The sequence below is a fragment of the Methanocorpusculum bavaricum DSM 4179 genome, assembly GCF_000430905.1.
Classification (GTDB): domain Archaea; phylum Halobacteriota; class Methanomicrobia; order Methanomicrobiales; family Methanocorpusculaceae; genus Methanocorpusculum; species Methanocorpusculum parvum.
Genome location: NZ_AUMX01000003.1, coordinates 1 through 22934, shown reverse-complemented (window position 1 = coordinate 22934; position 22934 = coordinate 1). Strand labels below are relative to the sequence as shown.

General features: G+C 52.3%; 24 protein-coding genes. 8 read left to right on the top strand and 16 right to left on the bottom strand.

Features of this window, described 5'->3' with window-relative positions; all coding sequences use genetic code 11:
- Positions 1–4 precede the first annotated feature (4 nt).
- Genes rsmA through H575_RS03100 form a run of 4 tightly spaced genes read left to right on the top strand, consistent with a single transcriptional unit; the run spans position 5 to position 3294 of the window.
- Positions 5–781: a 16S rRNA (adenine(1518)-N(6)/adenine(1519)-N(6))-dimethyltransferase RsmA gene (gene rsmA / locus H575_RS03115; RefSeq protein WP_042697812.1), complete on the top strand. Its 777-nt coding sequence runs from the start codon at positions 5–7 to the stop codon at positions 779–781.
- Positions 781–1362, top strand: coding sequence for a HemK2/MTQ2 family protein methyltransferase (locus H575_RS03110; protein WP_042697807.1), 582 nt, complete (start codon positions 781–783; stop codon positions 1360–1362). The genes rsmA and H575_RS03110 overlap by 1 nt, the downstream gene beginning before the upstream one ends.
- 27 nt (positions 1363–1389) lie before the next feature.
- Positions 1390–1734: a hypothetical protein gene (locus H575_RS03105; RefSeq protein ID WP_042697805.1), complete on the top strand. Its 345-nt coding sequence runs from the start codon at positions 1390–1392 to the stop codon at positions 1732–1734.
- Positions 1735–1788: 54 nt separating this feature from the next.
- On the top strand, positions 1789–3294 hold the full coding sequence (locus H575_RS03100) for a catalase (protein WP_042697801.1): 1506 nt from the start codon (positions 1789–1791) through the stop codon (positions 3292–3294).
- A 9-nt stretch (positions 3295–3303) separates the two neighbouring features.
- On the opposite strand, the gene H575_RS03095 is transcribed toward H575_RS03100, so the two are convergent.
- Positions 3304–6012, bottom strand: coding sequence for a DEAD/DEAH box helicase (locus H575_RS03095; protein ID WP_042697799.1), 2709 nt, complete (start codon positions 6010–6012; stop codon positions 3304–3306).
- A gap of 1 nt (position 6013) precedes the next feature.
- Complete coding sequence (locus H575_RS03090) at positions 6014–6814, bottom strand: DUF7839 domain-containing protein (protein ID WP_042697796.1); 801 nt, start codon at positions 6812–6814, stop codon at positions 6014–6016.
- Between the two features lie 109 nt (positions 6815–6923).
- On the opposite strand from H575_RS03090, the gene hypF reads away from it, so the two are divergent.
- Positions 6924–9152, top strand: a complete 2229-nt coding sequence (gene hypF / locus H575_RS03085; protein WP_042697793.1) for a carbamoyltransferase HypF — start codon at positions 6924–6926, stop codon at positions 9150–9152.
- Positions 9149–9745, top strand: a complete 597-nt coding sequence (locus H575_RS03080) for a hypothetical protein (RefSeq protein WP_042697788.1) — start codon at positions 9149–9151, stop codon at positions 9743–9745. Before hypF ends, H575_RS03080 begins: the two co-directional genes overlap by 4 nt.
- A gap of 104 nt (positions 9746–9849) precedes the next feature.
- On the opposite strand, the gene rpl12p is transcribed toward H575_RS03080, so the two are convergent.
- The 13 genes from rpl12p to H575_RS09255 all read right to left on the bottom strand — a co-directional run bounded on the left by rpl12p (position 9850) and on the right by H575_RS09255 (position 19554).
- On the bottom strand, positions 9850–10161 hold the full coding sequence (gene rpl12p, locus H575_RS03075) for a 50S ribosomal protein P1 (protein ID WP_042697785.1): 312 nt from the start codon (positions 10159–10161) through the stop codon (positions 9850–9852).
- Between the two features lie 23 nt (positions 10162–10184).
- Positions 10185–11033, bottom strand: a complete 849-nt coding sequence (locus H575_RS03070) for a 50S ribosomal protein L10 (RefSeq protein WP_042697782.1) — start codon at positions 11031–11033, stop codon at positions 10185–10187.
- Positions 11034–11035: 2 nt separating this feature from the next.
- The gene (locus H575_RS03065; RefSeq protein WP_042697779.1) at positions 11036–11677 is read right to left on the bottom strand and encodes a 50S ribosomal protein L1; all 642 of its coding nucleotides are present in this window, start codon (positions 11675–11677) and stop codon (positions 11036–11038) included.
- Between the two features lie 129 nt (positions 11678–11806).
- Complete coding sequence (locus tag H575_RS03060; RefSeq protein ID WP_042697777.1) at positions 11807–12280, bottom strand: 50S ribosomal protein L11; 474 nt, start codon at positions 12278–12280, stop codon at positions 11807–11809.
- A 159-nt stretch (positions 12281–12439) separates the two neighbouring features.
- On the bottom strand, positions 12440–12916 hold the full coding sequence (locus H575_RS03055) for a transcription elongation factor Spt5 (RefSeq protein WP_011833950.1): 477 nt from the start codon (positions 12914–12916) through the stop codon (positions 12440–12442).
- Between the two features lie 2 nt (positions 12917–12918).
- Complete coding sequence (locus H575_RS03050) at positions 12919–13164, bottom strand: protein translocase SEC61 complex subunit gamma (RefSeq protein ID WP_280841939.1); 246 nt, start codon at positions 13162–13164, stop codon at positions 12919–12921.
- A gap of 4 nt (positions 13165–13168) precedes the next feature.
- Positions 13169–14491 carry a cell division protein FtsZ gene (gene ftsZ, locus H575_RS03045; RefSeq protein WP_081406635.1) on the bottom strand — a complete coding sequence of 441 codons (1323 nt, stop codon included), beginning with the start codon at positions 14489–14491 and terminating at the stop codon, positions 13169–13171.
- The gene (locus tag H575_RS03040) at positions 14488–15819 is read right to left on the bottom strand and encodes a D-aminoacyl-tRNA deacylase (RefSeq protein WP_042697771.1); all 1332 of its coding nucleotides are present in this window, start codon (positions 15817–15819) and stop codon (positions 14488–14490) included. The genes ftsZ and H575_RS03040 overlap by 4 nt, the downstream gene beginning before the upstream one ends.
- 1 nt (position 15820) lies before the next feature.
- Entirely contained in the window at positions 15821–16654 is an 834-nt protein-coding gene (locus H575_RS03035; RefSeq protein ID WP_042697767.1) for a heparan-alpha-glucosaminide N-acetyltransferase, read from the bottom strand.
- A gap of 46 nt (positions 16655–16700) precedes the next feature.
- Positions 16701–17528 (bottom strand): heparan-alpha-glucosaminide N-acetyltransferase, encoded by an 828-nt coding sequence (locus H575_RS03030; protein WP_245554485.1) that lies wholly within the window; start codon positions 17526–17528, stop codon positions 16701–16703.
- Positions 17529–17566: 38 nt separating this feature from the next.
- Positions 17567–18355: a heparan-alpha-glucosaminide N-acetyltransferase gene (locus tag H575_RS03025; protein WP_042697760.1), complete on the bottom strand. Its 789-nt coding sequence runs from the start codon at positions 18353–18355 to the stop codon at positions 17567–17569.
- Between the two features lie 61 nt (positions 18356–18416).
- Positions 18417–19382 (bottom strand): 7,8-didemethyl-8-hydroxy-5-deazariboflavin synthase subunit CofG, encoded by a 966-nt coding sequence (gene cofG / locus H575_RS03020; protein WP_042697757.1) that lies wholly within the window; start codon positions 19380–19382, stop codon positions 18417–18419.
- Position 19383: 1 nt separating this feature from the next.
- Entirely contained in the window at positions 19384–19554 is a 171-nt protein-coding gene (locus H575_RS09255) for a hypothetical protein (RefSeq protein WP_155897840.1), read from the bottom strand.
- A gap of 75 nt (positions 19555–19629) precedes the next feature.
- Between H575_RS09255 and cls the strand changes: the two genes are divergently transcribed.
- Together cls and H575_RS03010 are read left to right on the top strand one after the other, a co-directional pair.
- Complete coding sequence (cls, locus tag H575_RS03015; protein WP_052319935.1) at positions 19630–21129, top strand: cardiolipin synthase; 1500 nt, start codon at positions 19630–19632, stop codon at positions 21127–21129.
- A 47-nt stretch (positions 21130–21176) separates the two neighbouring features.
- Complete coding sequence (locus H575_RS03010) at positions 21177–21743, top strand: hypothetical protein (protein ID WP_042697754.1); 567 nt, start codon at positions 21177–21179, stop codon at positions 21741–21743.
- A 28-nt stretch (positions 21744–21771) separates the two neighbouring features.
- Here H575_RS03010 and H575_RS03005 read toward each other — a convergent pair whose 3' ends face one another.
- Positions 21772–22593: a PHP-associated domain-containing protein gene (locus H575_RS03005; RefSeq protein ID WP_042697752.1), complete on the bottom strand. Its 822-nt coding sequence runs from the start codon at positions 22591–22593 to the stop codon at positions 21772–21774.
- Positions 22594–22934 lie beyond the last annotated feature (341 nt).

The following is a 22934-nucleotide window of genomic DNA, read 5'->3' as shown; positions in this document are numbered from 1 at the left end:
TTTTATGAAAGCGCCAAAGGATCAGCATTTTCTGATTGATACAGACGCCGTAGATTTTATCGCCGGGTCGGTCCCGATCCAGGGACGAAAGGTGCTTGAAGTCGGACCGGGCGGAGGAGTACTGACCGCAGCACTTCTGGAACGCGGAGCAAATGTCAGAGCGGTCGAACTGGACGGAACGCTTCTCCCAAACCTTGAACAGCGGTTCAAAGATGAACTCGCTTCAGGTCAGCTGACCATAACCCGGGGCGATGCTTCCAGAGTTGACCTCCCGGATTTTGATCTGGTGATCGCAAATCTGCCCTACTCCATCTCATCGAAGATCACGTTCCGGCTCCTCGAAACCGGATTCGAGACAGCTGTTCTGATGTATCAGTGGGAGTTTGCAAAACGCATGGTGTCCCCGCCTGGCGACGGAGAGTACGGCAGACTTTCCGTAATGGTGCAGACCTATGCGGATGTGGAGCTCATCCTCAAACTTCCGCCCCGGGCGTTCAGCCCCCCGCCGGAAGTCGATTCAGCAGTAGTAAAGATCATCCCGCGTGAACCCCCGGTCAAAATACTGAACCGCGAGGTCCATGCAGTTCTCGTTCGCGAACTCTTCTCCCACCGGAGAAAAACCATCCAGAACGGACTCAAAGGAATGAAAAGCATCTACGGTGAAGAGATCATAACAAAACTCATCGGCAGTCTACCAAAAGATCTCACAGGCAAACGCCCCGAGAAGCTTTCTATTCTGGATTTCATTGAGCTTGCCAACCGGCTAAGTGATCTGATATAATGGATATCGACAGGACCCAGATCTATTTTCCCTCTGACGATACGTATCTCCTGATAAAAGCAGCACTCGCCGAAGTAAAGCCGGCCGACCGGGTCCTTGAGATCGGAACCGGATCGGGGGCAGTGGCAAAATCCGTAAAAGAAGTAACGCCGGATGTCCTCGCAGTCGAAATAAATCCCCACGCGGCAAAATATGCACACGAAGTAAACGGTATCGAGGTCATCAGAGGGGATCTCTTTGATCCGATCTGCGGAGAGTTCGATCTGATCTTATTCAATGCACCCTATCTTCCGACGGATCCGGAAGAGCGGCTTGACGACTGGCTTGAGTATGCTCTTGACGGAGGGCCGACCGGCCGGGAGGTCGTTGAGCGGTTTATCCGCGAAGCACCCCCTCACCTTTCAACATTCGGACGGATCCTCCTTCTCATCTCCTCCCTTACCGGGATCGATGACGTCCTGAAGATCTGTCATACAGAAGCATTGATCGCTCTCGTGACGGCAGAAGAACGGCAGGAAGACGGGGAGATCCTGTATGTTCTCCGGATCTCGCGGGATCTGTGTTCTCTTTGCAAAACCTAATTAATCCATGAATCCCCAATGTAGAATATGTCTCGTATATTATCAGAACACGATATAGCCCTTCTTTTAAAACTCGCACCCGAGTGTGATACACTTGTCTGCGGAAAATCAGAAACAGCGTTTCGCTCGATCCTCCCGCCGGTAGCCAACCATTATGCAAAGGATGCGGATGATTTCGCAGCACGGCTGAACAGGCTCACGGAGGAGGAGTTTATTTCGCTCATCGAACTCATCCGGATCGGAAAAGAAGGAGTGGCATGTCTGCCGGCCGAGTGTGCCGAAGTTCTGATCGAACAGGCGATGCGCCGTGCCGGAGCAGATGCTGCAAATGAATTATATGCACTCTACGAACTTGGCAATCAGTGCCAATAATTTTTTTACCACATTGCAATACTTTTTATCCCCGGAAATGAGTAAGAAGATACTATGGATAAAAAACAGGATCTTACTCATGAAAACGGAGCGCCGGTAGCCGACAACCTGAACTCGCTCACTGCAGGACCCCGCGGACCATTGATGCTCCAGGATCTGTGGTTTCTGGAAAAACTTGCACATTTCGATCGGGAAGTCATCCCGGAAAGACGTATGCATGCAAAAGGTTCCGGAGCGTTCGGCACCTTTACCGTGACCGCTGACGTGGAAAAATACACCAAAGCAAAAGTTTTCGAGAAAGGAAAAAAGACCGAGGTCTTTGTCCGGTTTTCTACCGTGGCAGGCGAGAGGGGAGCTGCCGATGCAGAGCGCGATATCCGGGGATTTGCGATCAAATTCTATACCGAAGAAGGAAACTGGGATCTTGTCGGCAACAACACGCCGGTCTTTTTTATCAGAGACCCCCTGCAGTTTCCCGATCTGAACCATGCCGTAAAACGTGATCCTAAAACGAACATGCGTTCCGCGCAGAACAACTGGGACTTCTGGACCTCGCTTCCGGAAGCGCTCCATCAGGTAACGATCGTCATGTCTGATCGGGGGATCCCGGCAAGTTACCGGCACATGCACGGGTTTGGCAGCCATACCTACAGTCTGATCAATGCCGAAGGGAAGCGGGTATGGGTCAAGTATCATTTCAAGACCCAGCAGGGGATCAAAAATATCACCGACCAGGAAGCGGAAATCCTCGTAGGCAAAGACCGGGAAAGTAATCAGAGAGATCTCTTTGAAGCGATCGAACGAAAAGAGTTCCCGAGATGGAAGATGTACTTCCAGATCATGACAGAAGAGGAGGCGAGAGTCAGAAAAGAAAATCCGTTCGACATCTCCAAAGTCTGGAGTCACAAAGAGTATCCGATGATAGAAGTCGGTGTGCTTGAACTGAACAGAAATCCGGAGAACTACTTTGCCGATGTGGAGCAGGCGGCGTTCAATCCGGCAAACATCGTTCCGGGAGTCGGCCTTTCGCCGGATAAACTCCTGCAGGGCAGACTGTTTTCCTACGGCGATGCGCAGCGTTACCGGTTAGGCGTGAATCATTCGCTGATCCCGGTCAACCGTCCGAAAGTCGACGTCCATGCATTTCATCGGGACGGACTTATGCGGGTGGATGGAAACTACGGAGCTGCCAAAGGATATGTGCCAAACAGTTATGATGAGTGGAAACAGCAGGAGGCATACCGTGACCCGTCCCTGAAACTTTCCGGGGATATGGACAGGTATGAACAAAAAGATGATGAGAATGACGACTGTTTCTACCAGCCGGGCGATCTGTACCGTCTGATGACGGAGGATAAAAAACAGGTCCTGATCGAAAACACCGCACGAAACATGGAGGGCGTAACGGAGAACATCAAATACCGACACGCAGCCCACTGTTATCTTGCAGATCCGGATTACGGGACGAGGTTTGCAAAACTCTGCGGTCTTGATCTGAATAAAGTTGTCTCCCTCTCAAAAATGAGCCATGCGGAGAGGATGGAATATACAAAAAGGTAGAGGATCTCCTCACTCTTTTTTCTTTTTTACGATAGCAGGTCCTTTTCCGGCGCCGGGGATGTCCGTGTCGATGTCAACAGTGATCCCGATCAAAAACGCGTTCATTCGGTCGATCGCTTCACGGTTTCTGGTATCGGCCGCAGCAGCTCTCTGATAACACAAATATGCTGTATCCCGCTCGTTTCGAAGGTCATACACCTTGCCAAGTTCAACAAGGGCACGGCTGTCTTTTGGATTGTCGGCAACGTAATTGCCAAGCATCGACAGTGCCTCGTCATATTTTCCGGCACGTCTGAGATCGACAGCGGTCTCGATGAGGGTGTGCGGATCACCGGATGACGATGTGCGTCTGGATCCGGATTCGCCGGGACCGGAGGTATTCTGCTGTTTTCGCTTCGGCGGAGGGATATACTGGGAAGCTTCGCGTTTTTTGCGCTCGACACGGTCCTCCATCTCTTTGTTCGCCCGGCGGGGAGGTTTGGGCAGCTCAGGCTCTGCTGATTCACGGCGGAGTTTTCTGGATCCTGCTTTTTTCCGCCGTTCATCCTCATGGACATGCTTGTCGGCTGCATGGATCTCCTTCTTTTTGGCAACCCAGGCCGGCTCGGAGGCGGGTTTAGCGGAAGCCTTTTTGTCGCCGATCCAGGCGGCTTCCTTTTTCTCCGTCGAACGGCGGTCGGTCCGGCGCTTTTCCTTTTCCCGTTCGTCGTCCATACAGGAAAGTTCAGCGATCATTTCCAGGGGATCATCCATCACGCGAACGAGTTTGTCGATCTCCAATAACCGCTCCATACCGATGAAGTGTTCGGCCATGATCTTTCCAAGCTGGGAAAGTTCCAGGACCCCGCCGGATTTCCTGACGAGTTTGTGTTTGATAAGTTCCGCAAGGGGATCATCACCCACGCCTACCATGGTGTTTCCAACGGCGATGATATCTGCTTCACGTCCGCGGCAGACGATCGCATTGGCGGCAAACTCTTCAGATGTCTCCTCGATGTCATACACCGGCGAGACCTCTTCCATATCTCCTTTGAGAAGCTGGATGGCCACCTCCTCCTCGGTGAGTTTGGTTTCACGCGAATACGAGGCCCCGGGCTCGGCGAGGACGACAACTCTGCCAAGATCATGGAAGTCAGGCCGGCCGGCACGTCCCATCATCTGATGGAACTCCTGAACGGAGAGCCAGTCGATTCCCATCGCGAGAGCATCGAAGATCACCTGGCTTGCCGGGAAATCCACGCCGGCTGCGAGTGCCGCAGTAGTGACAACACAGGCAAGTTTTCCCTCTTCGAACTGCCGTTCAACTGCCCGGCGTTCCTGGGACGTAAGTCCGGCGTGATACGGAGCGGCGGTCCCTCCTATCGCCTCGGCTACGGTATGACACCTGCTCCGGGCATTCGTGAACACGATCGTCTGCCCTTTGAATCCTTTCGAAGAGGTTTTGTTGAACTCCTCAAAGACCAGTTTTTTGATGAACGGGATCTTTCCGTCTTTTTCTGTGAAGATCAGATGGCGTTCCAGAGCCACCGGACGGTCTGCATACGAAACAAGAGCGGCGTTCAGTTTTTTTGCGAGAAGGTTGGGTGAACCGATCGTTGCCGAAAGATAGAGGAACTGGGCTTTTGGAGCGATATATTTCAGCCGTGCAATCAGTCCGTCGAGACGGTGACCCCGTTCGGGATCCTCGAGCATCTGGACCTCGTCGATAACGACCGTGCCAATATTGCTGACCGGCATGCCCTTTCTCAGAAGATTGTCCATACCTTCGTAGGTTCCGACAACGATCCCTCCGCCTGCACCGCGGTTTCCAATAGGACGGGTCTCCGGCAGATTCACCCGGGAGACACCGGTCATTATCGAGGTCTGGGTTATGGTCTTGTATTTTTCTGAGAATCGGTCATACTTCTGATTGGCAAGAGCGACGAGCGGAACGAGAAACAGCATTCTTCCGCGCTTCTCGAGATAATTTTTCAGCCCGGCCATCTCACCGATGAACGTCTTCCCGCTTGCCGTCGCGGCGACAACGAGGAGATCTTTTCCATACAAAAGTCCCGACTCGACCGCACGCTGCTGGGCAGGCATGAGTGTCTCAACACCGCACCGTTCAATAAATTCTCGGGGAAGCGGCAGGTTTTCGATACGTTCGGTCGGCGTCTGATCATGCGCCTCGAGCCGGTCGAACATCGTTTTTTTGGTGTCGAGCGACTCAGGCTGAAGGATCGCAAGCACCATATCCAGATCACGATACTCTTCGAGAAGATTTTCGATATGGAGCTGGGTTCGTTTTCCAAGATGTTTGATGTGACCGAGTTCACGGCGGAGCTCACGCTTTGCGCAGTCAAGGCAGACAAACTCCTGCCCGCATCTGATCCTGGTCTCTTCGGTAAGGGGGGTGATCCGGTCGTCAAAAAGACAGGTCCGGCAAAGTGTCGTTGTTTCCCAGGATAACTGCATGCCTCTGAGAAAATCCTGGAATTCCGGCAGGGTCTGGGTGAGTTTGATCGGACCGTTCCCCCGAAGTACCGTGATGAACTCTTTTGTGGGCGTCTTCTCGACGTGGGAAGTCCCGGGTCTTCTGACAAAAAACTCAGACGGACGCATGCCTTTTGAGGTCTCTTCGAGTTCGACGGTACCTACATGTTTTATTCTGCCTGCCTTTGCGTCGTCACAAAAATAGACTTTATACCCTTTTTTCCAGGGCTGAACGATGGTCGTCACGTTATTCAGTCACCAGTTCGTGGATCGTATAGGAAAGACCCGCAGTTTCCAGACGTTTCAGGAAATCGGTGAACTCCTCGTCAACGATCAGGATCAGGCAGCGCATCCCGTGGAATGCCGCCTCAACAGCCCCTTCCCGCGCCCCGAAGAACATATCCGGCGTTAGGCCTGAATTTTTACAGGCAAGATAGGCCTCAAGTCCGACGGCTGCGATGATATCCGCATTCTTTGCAAGAGAGAGGAATTTTTCCGTCGAAACCATCTTTGAGCCGCCGCGTTCGATGCGCGGAACTTTGGCAACGTCCACTTTTCCTTCAGTGTGTTCGATGATGCCGGCAAGTCGGGCTACGCCGACGTCCATTCCTTCCGATGCATCGGCCGTGACCATTCCCATTGCCGTCTGAGGGCGTTTGCCCGCATACAGCCAGCCGGATTTCATGTACACGCCGACCGAGTCGCCTGCTTTCAGATCGGAATCGGCGATAGCGGCCCAGGTCACGACCTGATGGATGATGTCACGGCGAACATGCCGGGCGTAGGATTCCAGGATCTCCGCATTGTTCAGGACCCACTCGACCCCTTTGTGGGTGACATAATACCGCCCTCTCCCTTCAGCGCTGATGTACCCCTCTTCGGCGAGGTCACGAACGTATTCAGATATTGCCTGGGGGGTGACGCCGAGCTTTTCCGCGATCTCCTGCTGGCGGATCGACGGCTGGTGCTCGGCAACCTCGACTAAGACCTGGAATCTGGTCGTTTCACGTTTACTGCGAAGGATGTTGGTTAATGGATCATCAGGCATGGTATATCTCCTATTCTGTAGTATGGGCGCTCCACAAAGAAAATATGTGGGGCACAAAACCCTACACTTATATTGTCTGTGATTCTATAATCCTTTTTGAGAGGGATTGATGAAGTCAGGTAAAATAATCCTGCGCGGGATCGTGCAGGGAGTGGGGTTCCGCCCGTTTGTCTATGCGCTGGCACAACGCTACGAAATGTGCGGAACGGTCATCAATCACGGAAGTGAAGTGGAGATCGATGCCGGCGGGGAAAATTTCGATGAGTTCTCCCGTGAAGTGACAAAAGGGCCCAAGATGGCGGTCATCGATTCGGTATCGGTCCAACCTCTGCCTGACTGGATCCCGCCAAAAGGATTTTTTATTCTGAAAAGTCAGGACGGGGCGAGGACGGGATTTGTTCCGGCTGATATTGCGACCTGCGAAAACTGTCTGCACGATATTATGGATCCAAACAGCCGGTATTTTGGATACTGGGCAACGTCATGTACCGACTGCGGACCAAGATACAGCATCATTAACTCCGTTCCCTACGACCGGGAACGAACAAGCATGGATGAATTTCCTGTATGCAAAGCATGTCTGAACGATTACGAAGACCCGGGAAACAGAAGACATCATGCCCAGACGATCGCCTGCACAGAATGCGGACCGAAACTTTCTCTGCTGAAAGGATCCGGAGAGTTTGTGCAGACGGCCGATCCGATAGCCGCCGCTGCAGAGCTGCTGGATGCGGGAAATATTGTTGCCGTCAGAGGGGTTGGGGGATTTCATATCTGCTGTGTTGAAAAAACGGCAGAACGCCTGAAAACTCTTCTCGGACGGCCGAACCAGTCGCTCGCCGTGATGATGAAACCGGAAACGATTCGGGAGTTTGTGGTCGAACCGACAAAAGATGAGTGGGATCTCCTCAAAGGACCTGTCCATCCGATCATGGTCCTTGACAAGCTTGATCCGGAATCACATGGGTCCCTGTCGAGCCTGCATAATCTCGGGATCATGCTGCCGTACACCGGACTTCACCATCTGCTTTTTGCAAAACTCAGGTCCCCTCTTCTGGTAATGACGAGTGCGAATGCTCCGGGAACGCCGATGATCACCGAAACGAAAACCATCATCGAAAAGATGGGGAGGGTCGCGGACTTTATCCTCACTCACGACCGGGAGATCGTGAACCGGTGCGATGATTCTGTCGTTCGGGACGGGTATCTGATTCGAATGTCACGGGGATTTGCCCCGCTCAGAACCAGAATGGATCTCGGGGACAGGCAGATCCTCGGGGTAGGCCCGGAACTGAACGCGAATGCAACGATCTATAAGGGCGGATTTCTGATAACTTCGCCGCATATCGGAAACATCAGAAACCCCCCGACCGTGGCATATTTAGAGGAGACGATCGAAAAACTGACCAGTCTTACCGGATCGGTTCCCGAAATCATTGCTCACGACCTCCATCCGCAATTCCTGAGCACACGGGTCGCTCAGGAACTCGCTGAACGATACGGGGCAACTCTCTGCCCGGTCCAGCATCACTGCGCACACATCGCCTCGGTGACCACCGGGGAGGTTGTGGGTATCGCGATCGACGGTGTCGGCTATGGGGACGATGCGACCATCTGGGGCGGGGAGATCCTTGCAGGATCGCCGGCAAACGGATACATCCGAACCGGCCATCTCGAACCGGTCATGATGCCGGGCGGAGATATGGCAACAAAATTCCCGGAGAGAATGCTCTACGGCATTCTTCCAACAGAAGAGACCCTGGCACTTCTCCAAAGCAGAGGATGGAACGACACGGCTCTCAGGATCCTTTCCCAGCAGACAGCTAAGCGTTTCAATACTCCCGTCACGACCTCGACGGGCCGGGTTCTGGACGCAGCGGCGGCATTACTCGGGATCTGCCGGGAACGGACCTACGACGGCGAACCGTCAATGATGCTGGAAGCATATGCAGCACGAGGCGTTGCCCAGCCGATGGAGATCACTATCGAATCACGGGATGGGAGGGATGTTCTGTCGACCCCGGCCCTTTTACGCGAAGGAATGGAGATGATGAGCGAGGGGATCTGTGCAGAAGATATTGCAGCTTCGATACAAACCTCGCTCGCGAAAGGAATAGCAGAGCTGGCACTTGCAGGCGTGGAAAAAACCGGGATACGCAAAGCAGCGCTCTCCGGAGGGGTCGCGATCAACCGCCAGATCAGGGAGACGATCATTTTGACCCTGCGTGAATCGGGCGTTTCATGCCTGACAAATCCCCGCTATCCGTTAGGTGACGGATGTATCTCCTGCGGACAGGTAATCACCGCCGGAATCCTCGCAAAAGAGGGACGCATATGACGTCATGCAGATTACATGACTCATGGACAGCAATCGAACTGCGGATCACCCATCAGATCCAGTTTTATAATTTTCTCGACCCGGCGCCGAATGATGAAAAGGAGATCAATCAGGCAACAGAAACATATATCATGGACTCCCTTGAGGACATGCCGAATGATAAACGCAGTTCTGCCAAGATCATTTTATATCTGGAACGGACACTTTACGATGATGAGGAGATCCGGGCCGATATGGAACAGGCGATCCATTCGCATTTTGCTCTGAGGCACTGCTCGGAAAACCAGAAATATAAGCTTTCGATGAGCAAAGGAAGACGATACCTCCTCCGCGGTCTGATATTTCTGGTGATATGCCTTATCCTCAGCAGTATTATTACAAGCACCTACGACCAAAATGACATACTGTATGCTATCGGACAGAGTTTTGTGGTGATCGGCTGGGTCGCTCTCTGGAAACCGGTGGAGTTCTATCTCTATGACCGGCGCGATATTTTAGATGAGATTAACATACTCACGCAGCTGGAGACGATTCCTGTGGAGACACGCAGATGGAATAAAAATCTTGAGAATGAAACTCTCATACTGATGTAGAACGTTTCTGACACCTTTTTTTCATAAACCCATCGGTTGCTAAAAAACACCGGAACAAACGATAAAGGATCGGCTCGATACTGCCGGATTAATAAAAAAAAGATTTAGCCGAAGAGGGCGCCAAGGCCTGCCATGGCGTTCTCTTCTTCTTCTTCCTTGCTCTCTTCGGGCTCTGCTGCCTCTTCTGCTGCTGCTGCTGCGCCTGCTGCTGCCGGTGCTGCTGCAACTGCTACGGGTGCTGCTGCTGCCTTGGAGATTGCTTCCTCAATGTCAACACCTTCAAGTGCTGCAATTAATGCTTTGACACGGGAGTCGTCGACTGCGATACCTGCGGCAGAGAGAACTGCCTTTACCGATTCTTCATCCACAGTCTTAGCTGCGGAGTGAACTAACAGAGCTGCGTATATATACTCCATTTTGATTTCACCTTTGTATTTGTTTAAATTGCCTTCAGGGCGTTTGCTTGTCTGTATGCCTTGCTGATGATCAGCTCGATGACACCCTTCTCATAGATGGATGCTTCTACACCGAGGTTTCTTGCCTCACGGACGGCCTTCGCGATCTGAGCTTCAGTAACTCCGGCACATGCCGTTGGAACTGCTGCGTTGACTGCGAGGTTGAATGCCTGCTGTGCTGCGAGAGTGATCTTTGCCTTGTATGCCTCGTCGTCTACTGAGAGGACGTCCGGCAGATACATATCTCCCTCGTAACATACTGCGAGGAGGGAGAGACCGACCGGCATTGGTTTGATACCAAGCTTGGAAAGTACGTCGGCCTGTTTTTTGTTGATAGCCTGACCGGCCTTAACAACGGTCTTGGTCTCTTTGATCTTGACCTTACCGCCGTCGATGGCTGCCGGGATACCAGCCTGCTGGAGTTCTCCTACGATCGGTCCGGGCTTAAAGGTAGTTGGTCCTGCCGGAACAACAATGTCTTCAGGAGTGATCTCGCCTGCTTTGGCGGAGCGTTTTGTCTTTGTCTGCTCAAGGGACTTGAACAGTTTGAACGGGTTGCCGTTCGCAAAGATCAGCGCCGAGTGCTCGGAAACCTTCTCGTTCAGATCAACGAAGTGACCGCCGAGTTCATTCAGGGAATGCTCGACAAGAGTGTTTCTTGCAACCTTCACAACTGCATTGCTGCGCAGATTTCTGCGGATCTGCTGGAACTGTCTTGCGGGAATACCGTAGACATCAACTAAGCCGACGAGTGTATACTTGCCGGCGAGATCTTTGATCTGCTCAACTTCTTCACGTTTCCATGCCGGAAGATGGTGGGTATAAATTGCCATACTTACATCACCTTCACTGCTGGACCCATCGTGGTTTTGACGTAGACGGAACGGATGTTTAACTCTCCGCTTTCAAGTCTTCCTACAACCCTCTTTACGACGGCGTCAATATTTTCTGAAACTTCCTCAACGGTCATGCCGGTGTTGCCGACTTTGACAGACATATTGAGTCTGTCTTTTGACCGGATCTTGACGGAGTTTCTCAGACGCTCGACGATCGGAGTGATGTCCTGGGTCGGCGGGATCGGCTGCGGCATTTTGCCGCGGGGACCGAGTCTCTGACCAAGCCAGCGACCAACAAGGGGCATGACCGCGGTCTCTGCAAGGAAGAAGTCATATTGTCCGGCCATTTTGCGTGCTTCACGCGGAACGCCGCCCAGACGCTCGATCTCGTCAGGGCCGATAATTAAATCGACACCGGCGTTACGTGCCTGGGACACAATATCTCCCTTACCAAGAACGGCGATCTTTTTGACGCCTATTGCCTGTGGCAGAAGAATCGTCTCATCAATACGGTTTTTAGGCTGGGCCATGTCAACGTGTTTCAGGTTGATAGTGATATCAATACTTTCCTGGAACTTACGCTCGGGGGCCTGCTTGAGTGCTGCCGTAACAGCTGTTATAATTTGGGTTCTTTCAACCATTTGATGAAGCCTCCCATAGTTCTTCGACTGGAGTGTTCCCCAATCTCCTATGGTTTTGTTCTCTACTACTGTACATTTTTTTACGTGGGAAATCCACGTACCCGTTTGAAGCGGCGCGAACTAACTCACTTACGCGAGCTGTTCGTCCCACTCGCCTGCATTGACGGCGGCAATTGCCTGTTTGGCAGTTTTGCCTTCGACGGTTACACCAACGGAAACGCAGGTGCCCATAACTTCCTTTACGGCCGTTTTCAGGTCGTAAGAGAGCATGGATTCCATCTTCATCTTTGCAATGCGAATGACAGCTTCAAGCGGCAGATTACCAACTGCCTGAGTGTTCGGAGTGCCGGAACCCTTTTCGACGCCCGCTTCTTTCATTACAAGAGCGGTTGTCGGAGGAATACCGACTGTTAACGTGACGTTCTTTTTGTCATCGACCATTACCGTTACCGGAACAGACATGCCATTGAACTCAGCGGTCTTTTTGTTGATATCATCAACGACTGCTTTTACGTTGATCCCAAGGGGACCCAGTGCCGGACCGAGTGGCGGTCCTGCAGTTGCTCTACCGCCGGGTACCAGTACCTCGACAGTTTCTGCCATTGTATCACCGTATGTTGGCACATACCCGAAGGTAGCCCAACATTGGTTCACTAAGGTCGACCTCTGAGAACATAAATCTACTGGATAGATAGGCCGAAAAAAACAGATGGATTGGAGAATGGATCAGGATTTTCTGCATCCTCGCAGAAAAATCCGGGTTCAATCCTGATTACGATCGATCACACGGACATTATCGCCGCGAATGGTGATCGGGATCGGGACGATCGACTCGTAAAGTTCAACGGTGATCTCTTCTTTGGTGTGGTCAACGCGCTTGACCACTGCCTTCTCACCCTTGAACGGACCGGCGATCAGTTCCACGATAGTTCCCTCGTCGATGCCGGAAACTGCCGGCTTTGGAACGAGGAAATGTTTGATCTCTTCCAGAGATGTTTCATTCTTCAAAACAATTCTGGCATGAGCGATCGATTCGACAAGCTCTTCGATCCTGGCATGCTCTTCAGGGCTTTCCACGAAGACATAGCCTTTGATATCTTCCGGTACGACTACTGCTGTGACGACGACGTCCGTCATATTGTTCTCGATAGCCTCACGGATGTTGTCTGCAACGGTCCGCTCGTGCTTGGAGGTCGTCTTTAAGATATAGTAGTGATTGCCAAACTTTGATTCTGTCATAGTTATGGAAGGAGATATTCAAATATCAGATATATCAGGAACCCAAGGACGCCGATAAGTGCGATACCCACGGCGGCGACGGCGGAGATCTTCCAGAACTCCTCTTTTGTGGGCCTGCGTGCAAGTTTCAGAACACGAAGGTATTTTCTGAAGAATTCTGAAACACTTGCTTTCGTGATCACCGGCTTCTTAATATGAATGGTGGGAAGTGCCTTTTTTTCATCGGTATTTTTCTCGTTTTTAACCATGTATTCACCTCAGGAAGTCGATCTCAAACTTTGAGCGCTGGACCTGACTAGATTGTGATGCCCTAGATATTTGTTCCTGCTTACCATAAATCTGTGGTGACTGAACACCGGTAACGATGATCATGGTACGCATGCGGCCTTCCATCTTCGGGTCGACCTGGACACCCCAGATGATGCGTGCTGCAGGATCGATCCTCTGATAGACTTCCTGGACAACACCTTCCGCTTCCACCATCGTCATATCGGGTCCGCCGATAACGTTGATGAGAGCAGCCGTCGCGCCGGTGATATCCACATCGAGGAGCGGGGAACGGAGAGCTTTTTTGATCGAATCGGTCGCTTTGTCCTCACTGTCGGAGTCGCCGACACCGATCATCGCGATGCCGCCCTGTTCCATAACGGTCCGGACATCGGCGAAGTCGAGGTTCACGAGACCAGGCAGCGTGATAAGTTCGGTGATACCTTTCACGGCACGCATCAGGACTTCATCGGAGACTTTGAATGCCTGGGCGAGCGGAAGGCGCGGTACAACTTCGAGGATACGGTCGTTCGGGATCACGATAACCGTGTCGGCAACTTCCCGGAGACGCTCGAGACCGATCTCGGCGTTTTCCATCCTGGTCGCACTTTCACTCGTAAAAGGCAGAGTAACGATCGCGATCGTCAAAGCGCCGATCTCTTTTGCGACTTTGGCAACGACGGGAGCGGAACCGGTACCGGTGCCTCCTCCAAGACCCGCGGTCACGAAGACCATATTGCTGCCGGCAAGCGCCTGGCGGATAACATCCTCGCTTTCAACGGCAGCCTCTTCGCCGCGCTGGGGGATCGCGCCGGCGCCGAGACCTTTGGTGGTCTGCCGGCCGATAAGGATACGGCGGCCGACTTTTCCGCGAAGCATAGAGAGATGCTGGGCATCGGTGTTGAGTGCATAGATCTCGGCACCCTCAACCCCTTCCTCATAAACGCGGGCAACGGTGTTGGACCCTCCGCCTCCGCAGCCGATCACCGTGATCTTTGTCCGGAGAGCAGCTAAGATGTCGTCGAACTCTTCGTCATCGTCGGTCGGTGTTGTCTTGGCAGCGGTAAAACTGTACTGGCTGGAGTAGTCTACCTCGGGTTTTGGCTGCTCCTTCTTTACAGCCGGAGCCGGAGTCTGTACCGGAGCTGCCGCCTGGGCCGGTGCCGGCGTCTGCGGACGGGCAGAGTAGGTTTTTGCACCGAGCTCAGCCTCGGTTTCCGCATCATAAATTGCGGAGACCGGTGTATCGTCGCGTGCAACGTCTTCGAACCGTTTGCGTGATAATGCTTCTTCTACAATTGATCTCATGAGTAATTCTCCAATCCCGGTATTTTGATGGATTTCCTGACCACTTTCGTGACCATATCCGGCGTGATCGTTCTGCCGTCGGGAAGATCCACAGATGATCCGGCGGCGAGCTGCCCGTACAGCGGACCTGACGGGACCCCAAGCGTGCGCGCGATACCGGGGTCAAACTGCCGGCGGGTTATCGTGATTTGATCACCTTCCACCAAACTATCCTGTGTACGTGTTATTTGTTGAACGGATAAGACTATTAAATCACCTGATACCTGACGCCTGTTTTTTGCAGATGTCAGCAGAGTCGGCATAATCCTGCCGCCTTTTCCTGTCGTGTGAAAAATATTCCCCATTTTCTCCAGCTCAGCCAGAAAGAGCTCTTCATACCCGAGAAATGCTGCAGAAAACAGATCCGGAGGCATCTCGATCACCGAAGGTTCTTCGTCCAAAATCCTGCCGTGCGGGAAGATTTTCAGATCAGGGGCCGTAGCTGCGGCCAGATCGCGATACGCGAGCCATGTCCCAAACGACATCTCATTGATTTTTCGCAGGTCGCCTTCGGTGATCTCCTCAAGACCAAGATCGGCGAGGATCCCGTCGATATGCGCTAACTCCTGCTTTGAAAGAGCTTTACGGTCGATATGCGCGGCCGCGGCCCCGCCGGATTTTGCGATCATCTGGGATACCATCTCCTTTGACACGGAACCTGCATCCCGGGTGTGCATCATATGGCCGAATGCCCCTTTCGTCTCGAGACAGATCGCCGTCTGCCTGGCTGCATAATGGGTCCCGCCAAACCCGATAAGCGCCAATGCTTCCGGCGAAGGCTGAGCATACAAAACACTTTTAGCCGCAGCCGTACATGCGGAAACATCGTTCCACTCCTTTTCGGTACTGCCCACCTCGACAAAGAAGAACGGAACCGGAAGATCCGTCGGTCCGTGATGAGTGATCTCATAAGAGACCCGGTAACCTTCCGGAGCGAACATTGCATGATTCTGCAGAACCGCCTTCATCCAGGCCGGACTCGTCAGACCAAGCTCCATATCCCGGCCGCCAAGTCCGGCGACGCCGAAGTTTCCTGCCGGATGGACCGTCAGGACCGGAACCGGGTTCACACTTGAGTGACGGGAAACAACGATGATAAGATCAGCGTTGGGATTCACCGCGGATCTTTCCGCGTGAATGATCCGGCCGGGAACAGTGTGAAACGTCACCTCGTTTCCATTGAAAAGAGGGAACCCTCCCTTTGGCGGATTTTTCAGAAGGTCATCGACAGCAGCCCGGATATTTCGTCCCGCCGGATCGGAATCAGAGTTCACTATGTCAATGATCATACTACAAATATCCGATCCCCGTCAGGGAAGAGAAGATCCACAAAATAACAAATATCACCGGAACATGGACGAGATAAATGAACAGCGTCACCATCCCGTTTCCAAGCTTTGCAAGACCGGTCCCGACCGGCCCGGGTTCCCGAAGGGAAAAACCCCGGCGTCCGTGAGGATAGAAAACATTCCCCAGACCCACTCCCAGAAGAAGTACGCCAAACCAGGGAAACAGCGGGAAGTAATCCTGCGTATACTGCATAAAATCCTCTGCATGGATGCCCAGAGGATAGAGCCAGGACGGATCATTGATATACGGAAAAATGAACGCGCCGACCGCGATGATCATCATGCCGATGATGATGTTCCATTTTCCGTATCTCAAGAGAGGGATCGCAAGAAGCATGGACACCCCGAGCATATGGAGAAAACCGAACTTGATAAATGCCTCGCTCCCAAGAAAGACAGAGGCGCCGATCCAGCTCGCGATCGTGATGCAAAAACCGAGAGCCAAAAGAAACAGGGCTTTGACGACCAGAGCGCCGTAATACTCTTTTGTGGTTTTTCCCCTCATCCGTTCATGCCGAAGGATCATCGCCATGCCTGCAATGAGAACGAAAATGCCGGACCCGAACATATACGTGTTATAATAGGCAAGGAACCGGGGATCCTCGGTGATGATGTGAAACATCACAAGACACGCAAGTAAGTGGTAAAAGAGCATCCCCAAAATGGCAATACCGCGAACGGCGTCCACCTCCCAGTACCGCTCGCTCTGCGGAGCGCCTGACCCGCCGGGCATTACCCGGAGAGAGTCGTCGTTTTCCAGTATTTCACCACCCATTGTTCCATTCCTATTGGTTGTGTGCATCTAAGTACTTTATGAACAGCTAAACATACCCGATCCCGGTCGTGATGCTGAGCAGCCACAGGATAACAAAAAAGACCGGCATGTGAACGAGATAAATGATCAGCGTGATCTTGCCGTATCCCATCTTCGCGAAAAATCTGCCGAGGATCCCGGGTTGTCTGACGGAAAACGATCTGACGCCTTTTGGATAGAAGATGTTTCCAAGACCCACCCCTAAGAGAATGAACCCGCTCCACGGAAAGATCGGGAAGTAGTCAGGCGTGTGATCCATAAAATCGGCGCCATGGATCCCGAGAGGATAAAGCCACCCGGGATCCTGGATCCCTGGAATGATGAACACCCCGATAAGGATGATCAGGATGCCGAATAAGATGTTCCATTTCCCAAACCTCAGGAGAGGGATCGCGATCAGCATCGAAATACTCAGCATATGGAGGAACCCGAACTTGATGAAGACATCGTTGTTATAGATAACGACCGAAGCAAGCCATGTCAGCGCCGTGATACACATCGCGATAAAAAACAGGACCAAAGCCTTTTTCGCGATCTCGCGGTAATAAGACCCCATCGGCTTTCCAAGCATGCGGTTATACCGGAGAACGATCGCCACGCCGGCGATCAGAATAAAGGCCGCCGAGACGATCACGATCGGGCTGTAATAAAAGAGAAACTCGTTGGTCTCCTCCAGGATGTGAAACATCACGAGGATCGCGAGAAAATGAAAGTAGAGCATCCCGAAAAGGGCAAGACCGCGGATGGCGTCGATCTCCCAGTATCGTTCACTTTTCACCCGCGGAGGAGAACCCGGAGTGCCGCACTGCTCTTCATTTCTCATTGTTTCAGGCATGTATGCGCTTTTTGGATAAGTAGTTTGTCAGCAGGGATTCAGAGATGACCGATCGGAAAACCGAGCAGACCGGAAACTACGACGATCACGAGGATCACAGCGCCGATCAAAGGTATGTGGGCGAGGTAGATCTCCAGAGGATACCGGCCGATGAAGGCAAGCGCCTGACTGATCTTTCCCGCTTCGGGGAAAGCATATCTGCGGATCCCTTTTGGATACAGAAGAGCTCCGATGCATACGCCAAGCAGCATAACGCCGACCCAGGGAAAGATAGGGAAATAATCACGCGGAACAAAATCCGGCGGCAGGATCCCGAAAACCATCAGCCATGCCGGTCCTTTGATCTTTTCAAGACCGATCCCAAGCAGGATGAAAAATACCGCTGGGATCAGATTCCATTTTCCGAGCCGCAAAAAAGGGATACATATGATCATCGAAAGACCCATCATCTGCAGAAAATTGAAGTACATGTACCTTGCGTCGTTGATGAACAGCAGGATCAAAAGAGAGGCAACGACAGAGACGCCTACGCCGATCAGAAATATCTCGACACCGCGTTTCAGGATGGCGAAATGATAAGCACGTCGCGGCCGGCCGGCCATTCGTCCGTGACGAAGGACAAGGGCCGCTCCGGATATGATGACAAACACGCTTGTCCCGAGAGGCAGATAGACATAGAGTCCTAACCACACCTCCGTATCAATGATGTGAAAGACACCCAGAAGAAAAACGGTGTGGAGAATGATCATCGCCAGAAGCGCAAAACCGCGTATCGCATCGATCTCCCAGTACCGTTCCTTCACCGGGGCGGGACAGACGTCATCCATGTGCATCACTATAGGTCGGGGGAGATAAAGAAGGTCGGCATGGAAATGATCCGGGGAGGGATCAGTACACCTTCTTTGCCAGTTCGCTCACGAGCCCGAAAAGTTCCGGCGCCACCCACGCGGGATCACAGTATTTCTCATAAATGCAGAGCCGTTCTCTGAGTTCATATCCGCGGGCGGTCTCTTTGAGCGCATCCAGAGCCGGCCAGGGATGCTCCGGATTGATGTAATCGATCGTCACCGGAGAAACACCGCCAAGATCCGTCACCCCGAGATCGAGGAGAAGAGAAGCGTCGGCAAGATTCGGCGGGATCTGGATCGAGACGTCTGATGGCAGGATCTCTTTTGCAAGCCGGATGGTATCCGCGATCACCTCGGTCGAAGCGCCGGGGCAGGACGCCATCTCGGTTCCCGGTTTTGGACAGAAGTTCTGGACGATCACTTCCTGGATGTGCCCGTATCTTTTATGCAGATCACGGATGACTTCGAGAGACTCGATCCGGTCGTCCCGTGTCTCGCCGATCCCAAGGAGCAGTCCGGTCGTGAACGGGATCTTCAGTCTGCCGGCATTTTCCATCATCTCGATCCTGACGGCCGGATCTTTTCCCGGACTGTGGGCATGGGCAGGGATCGCGGCGGTGGTCTCAAGCATCAGACCCATGCTCGCGTTCACGGGCCGGAGATCCTCCAGCTCTTCATAGGTAAGGATGCCGGCATTCGTGTGAGGCAAAATCCCAAGCGATATGGCATAGCGGCTCATGTCCTTACAGTAGGAAAGAATATCCGGGTATCCCATCCTGTTGATGTATGCGGTGAACCCGGTTTCCCGTTCGGGGCGTTCGCCGAACGTAAAGAGGGCTTCGGTGCAGGAAAACGCGGCTCCCCGTTCCAGCGTGGAGATGACCTCCTCTTTTGGCATAACACATCCGTCCGCCACACAGGATTTGAACGAACAGTATCCGCAGGCATTTGCGCAGACATTGGTCAGCGGGAGAAACACATTGCGGGAAAACGTAATGACCGGCATATCACACAACCTCATTTTCAAAACGGCGTCCGATGAAGATGCAAGCGAGTGAAAGGGTCAGGCATACGCCGGCGACTAAATAAAAAACACCGGCATTGCCGATCAAAAGTCCGGCAACTGCCGAGACGACCGAAGCAACCAGGAGCCCTTTTCCCCAGTACTCGAAGAGCATTCTGTAAGACACCACAATATAGTATCATTCGAGGTGTAGATACATCAACTTTTATCATCCGCAAAGCGCATATTCATGTATCTTATGCTTGATCTGGTATCCGTAATCATCGAAGAGTTTCTCTGGTTTCTGCAGCTGATCGTTGTGCTGCTGGACATCGGCGCATGTATCACGGTGATATTTCTGGAAAGACGGAGCCCCCAGACGGCACTGACCTGGGTCCTGGTCATGATCTTTCTCCCGTTTCTGGGATTATTTCTGTACCTGTTCTTCGGCAGACACCTCTACGGATCGCGTATCTTCAGCAAAAAGACCAAAGCCGATCTGATGCTGGCGGCTCAGGCTGAGGAACAGTTTCAAAAGATCACGGAGAACGCACTGGAACTTGCCCCAAGCATCTCACGGTTCGACAGCACGATCGCACTCCTTCTCAGTCTGGACAAGGCGGTCCTGACAAGAAATAATGAACTCACCCTCTACACCGACGGAGAGATGAAGTTCGCCGCCTTCAAAGAAGCAGTGGCGGGAGCAAAACATCACATCCACCTGGAGTATTTCATCATCCGGGATGATGAGCTTGGAGATGAGATCATACAGCTTCTCGCAGAAAAAGCAGCAGAAGGGGTCGAAGTCAGAGCGATCTTCGATGCCGCCGGGACGTTTTCCGTGAAGGATGAGTTCTTTGCTCCGCTGAAAAAGGCAGGCGGGGATGTGCGGATCTTTTTCCCGCTCAAGGTTTCATTTCTGAATACCCGGCTGCATTTCAGGAACCACCGAAAGATCCTGGTGGTCGACGGGGTGACCGGATTTATCGGCGGGTTCAATATCGGGGATGAGTATCTGGGGAAAGGACCGATGGGATACTGGCGGGACACTCATCTGCGTCTTCACGGAAAAGCCGTCGTTGCATTGCAGACCAGGTTCATTATGGACTGGAACTATGCGGCAAAGGATGCCCAGATATCAGTGGAAGACAGGGACTGTCCGTACTATCCCGAGGACGGGTTTTTAGATGTTACGGGGCATTCCTATGTCCAGATCGCCTCTTCCGGACCGGATTCTGCGGAAAAAGCCATCTATTCCGGGTACATGAGTCTGATCGGCCATGCGAAGGAGTCGATCTATATCCACACGCCGTATTTCATTCCGGATGAACCGATGCTTACCGGTCTTGTGCTTGCTGCACGCTCAGGGATCGATGTGCGGATCGTTATCCCCTGCAAACCCGATCATCCGTTTGTGTACTGGGCGAATCATTCGTATCTGGGGGATCTGCTCGCGGCAGGCGTGCGGGGTTATATATACAATGACGGATTCATCCACAGTAAAGCCGGGATCTTCGACGGGATAAGTACAACCATAGGTACAGCCAACTGGGATATCCGCAGTTTCAAACTGAACTTTGAAACGAACGCGTTCGTCTATGATATCGAGTTTGGAAAACGAATGAACCGGATCTTTCTTGAGGAGCTGGAGACGAACTGTACGGAGATCACGCTGGAAGAGTACAATCTGCGATCAACATCCGTGAGGATAAAAGAGGGAGTTTCGCGGCTGTTTTCTGCTCTGCTGTGAGGAGTTTCAATAATCTATTTATAGCGAAGAGAACCAGTAGAAAACATATGAAAAAAATCTGGTATGTTTTTGGTATGCTCATCGTCCTGACAGGGATAATCCTGTCGGCCGGGTGCATCTCAACACCCTCTGATACACCCACACCCGTCACTTCGGTACCGACCACGACGCCTACGCCTGTTCCGACACCGGCCGAAGTCATGCAGGGTCAGGAACTGACTGTCACCGATACCGGCAAAACGATCTCGATACGTATCATACAGAAAAAATTCGGCAGTGAAGTTGAAGAGATCCTGAAAAAAGGCTCAGCCGCAAATCCAAAACCGGCTCCGGGACAGTATGCAGTGATGCTGAAGATCTCCGAGACTTATGAAAGCGGAGACGAAGCCGCAAAAGTCGTTGCTCCGTATCATTATGAGATTTATGTAAACGGGATCGGCTATCCTGCCGTATCAGCCGCCCTTCCAAACGGTTATACGCCGCTTTCGACGACCAACATTCTGAAATATGCAAAGATCGAGGGATGGCTCACATATATCATCCCTCAGGGCGACGCAAAACTTGCCTACGAAGTAAAAGATGAACCGCTCGGATTTATCAGAATAAATTACTGATCTTCCACATTTCTTTTTTTATCAGGAATTAAGATCTCATCCGCATCCAGCTCTGCCGTGCGTGGATCCTCATCGCCGGCGCCACATACGGGATATATCCCGGCGTCATGCATGCTCCCATCAGCAGATTCTGCCCGGATGAACGGTTTACCCCGCACACACCCGTTCTTTTCCCTCGGACCTCCTCCAAAAACTCGACCGGCGTCTGATTTTCACAGCCGACCGAAACCGCCCGTCCCACTTCCCAGAGAACATGGGCATCCGATCCGCCCGTCATGCACGCACCGTTCTTTTCCGCATACTGCTCGGCCCGCATATTCAGCCGCATCGACATCCCGCTGCATATCACTTCAAGTCCGTCAAGCTCTCCCGCGACCGCGGGATCGATGACTCCCACGTCTACTCCTTTCATCACGCCTCTCACGCTTACTCCATACCCGTAAGGATGAGCAGACACGACAAATCCTCCTGCATTTTTTGCGCCGGAGATGACATCCTCGGTTAAAATGTCCACTGCCATGTGCGGACATTTGCCCCGGTGATACTGGATCGAGGAGGAGTAATACGAGGCAAGATCACGGTAGGTATCGAAATACACCAGAATGTGCGGACCTTCGAGAGCGGAGACCTCGATTCCCGGAATGATGTTTTCAGAATGATCAAGCGCCTCCTTTACCCCGGAAATCACATTATGATCCGTTATTGCGGCGGACAGGCCGTGTTTATTGAGATATTTTGCCAGTGTTTTCGGGGTTGTACGTCCGTCCGACGCGGTCGAATGGACATGCATATCGAATCCTTTATTTTCATCGTCCTTTACAAAAGGGATATACTGAACACTGTTTTGCATCTGTCTTTAGTATATTGGAGCGCGGAGGTCAAAAAGTAATTGGCCGCGGCAATGGTTTTACATAATGTAACATAAACAAACCAATATGGCAATTATAGTTTACATGCGGCCGATCTGGAGGAGGGGACTGGAGGGAGTGCTGCAATTAAAACAGAAAAAATATTCAGGTTTCCCCAGGCATACCGCCTGCGGGAAACGGCCAGATGACCCTTGAACGTGAAAAATTAATCGAGGTAATCCTTCGGAGTCGGGATCTGTTCTTTGAGACCCTTTCTCTTTCTGATACCCATAACGATCTCGGAAAGCATTCCCTGGGGAACCGGGGAGAAGCCTGCGAACTC

Bases quoted from the DNA above. Each gene is read 5' to 3' on its own strand.
- rsmA (WP_042697812.1), top strand. From the start codon at position 5: ATGAAAGCGCCAAAGGATCAGCATTTTCTGATTGATACAGACGCCGTA.
- H575_RS03040 (WP_042697771.1), bottom strand. From the start codon at position 15,819: ATGATCATTGACATAGTGAACTCTGATTCCGATCCGGCGGGACGAAAT.
- H575_RS03010 (WP_042697754.1), top strand. From the start codon at position 21,177: ATGAAAAAAATCTGGTATGTTTTTGGTATGCTCATCGTCCTGACAGGG.
- rpl12p (WP_042697785.1), bottom strand. From the start codon at position 10,161: ATGGAGTATATATACGCAGCTCTGTTAGTTCACTCCGCAGCTAAGACT.
- H575_RS03005 (WP_042697752.1), bottom strand. From the start codon at position 22,593: ATGCAAAACAGTGTTCAGTATATCCCTTTTGTAAAGGACGATGAAAAT.
- H575_RS03050 (WP_280841939.1), bottom strand. From the start codon at position 13,164: ATGGTTAAAAACGAGAAAAATACCGATGAAAAAAAGGCACTTCCCACC.
- H575_RS03060 (WP_042697777.1), bottom strand. From the start codon at position 12,280: ATGGCAGAAACTGTCGAGGTACTGGTACCCGGCGGTAGAGCAACTGCA.
- ftsZ (WP_081406635.1), bottom strand. From the start codon at position 14,491: ATGAGATCAATTGTAGAAGAAGCATTATCACGCAAACGGTTCGAAGAC.
- H575_RS03090 (WP_042697796.1), bottom strand. From the start codon at position 6,814: ATGCCTGATGATCCATTAACCAACATCCTTCGCAGTAAACGTGAAACG.
- H575_RS03035 (WP_042697767.1), bottom strand. From the start codon at position 16,654: ATGGGTGGTGAAATACTGGAAAACGACGACTCTCTCCGGGTAATGCCC.
- H575_RS03105 (WP_042697805.1), top strand. From the start codon at position 1,390: ATGTCTCGTATATTATCAGAACACGATATAGCCCTTCTTTTAAAACTC.
- H575_RS03030 (WP_245554485.1), bottom strand. From the start codon at position 17,528: ATGCCTGAAACAATGAGAAATGAAGAGCAGTGCGGCACTCCGGGTTCT.
- H575_RS03025 (WP_042697760.1), bottom strand. From the start codon at position 18,355: ATGGATGACGTCTGTCCCGCCCCGGTGAAGGAACGGTACTGGGAGATC.
- H575_RS03055 (WP_011833950.1), bottom strand. From the start codon at position 12,916: ATGACAGAATCAAAGTTTGGCAATCACTACTATATCTTAAAGACGACC.
- H575_RS09255 (WP_155897840.1), bottom strand. From the start codon at position 19,554: ATGCTCTTCGAGTACTGGGGAAAAGGGCTCCTGGTTGCTTCGGTCGTC.
- cls (WP_052319935.1), top strand. From the start codon at position 19,630: ATGTATCTTATGCTTGATCTGGTATCCGTAATCATCGAAGAGTTTCTC.
- H575_RS03070 (WP_042697782.1), bottom strand. From the start codon at position 11,033: ATGGCAATTTATACCCACCATCTTCCGGCATGGAAACGTGAAGAAGTT.
- H575_RS03065 (WP_042697779.1), bottom strand. From the start codon at position 11,677: ATGGTTGAAAGAACCCAAATTATAACAGCTGTTACGGCAGCACTCAAG.
- hypF (WP_042697793.1), top strand. From the start codon at position 6,924: ATGAAGTCAGGTAAAATAATCCTGCGCGGGATCGTGCAGGGAGTGGGG.
- H575_RS03110 (WP_042697807.1), top strand. From the start codon at position 781: ATGGATATCGACAGGACCCAGATCTATTTTCCCTCTGACGATACGTAT.
- H575_RS03080 (WP_042697788.1), top strand. From the start codon at position 9,149: ATGACGTCATGCAGATTACATGACTCATGGACAGCAATCGAACTGCGG.
- H575_RS03100 (WP_042697801.1), top strand. From the start codon at position 1,789: ATGGATAAAAAACAGGATCTTACTCATGAAAACGGAGCGCCGGTAGCC.
- cofG (WP_042697757.1), bottom strand. From the start codon at position 19,382: ATGCCGGTCATTACGTTTTCCCGCAATGTGTTTCTCCCGCTGACCAAT.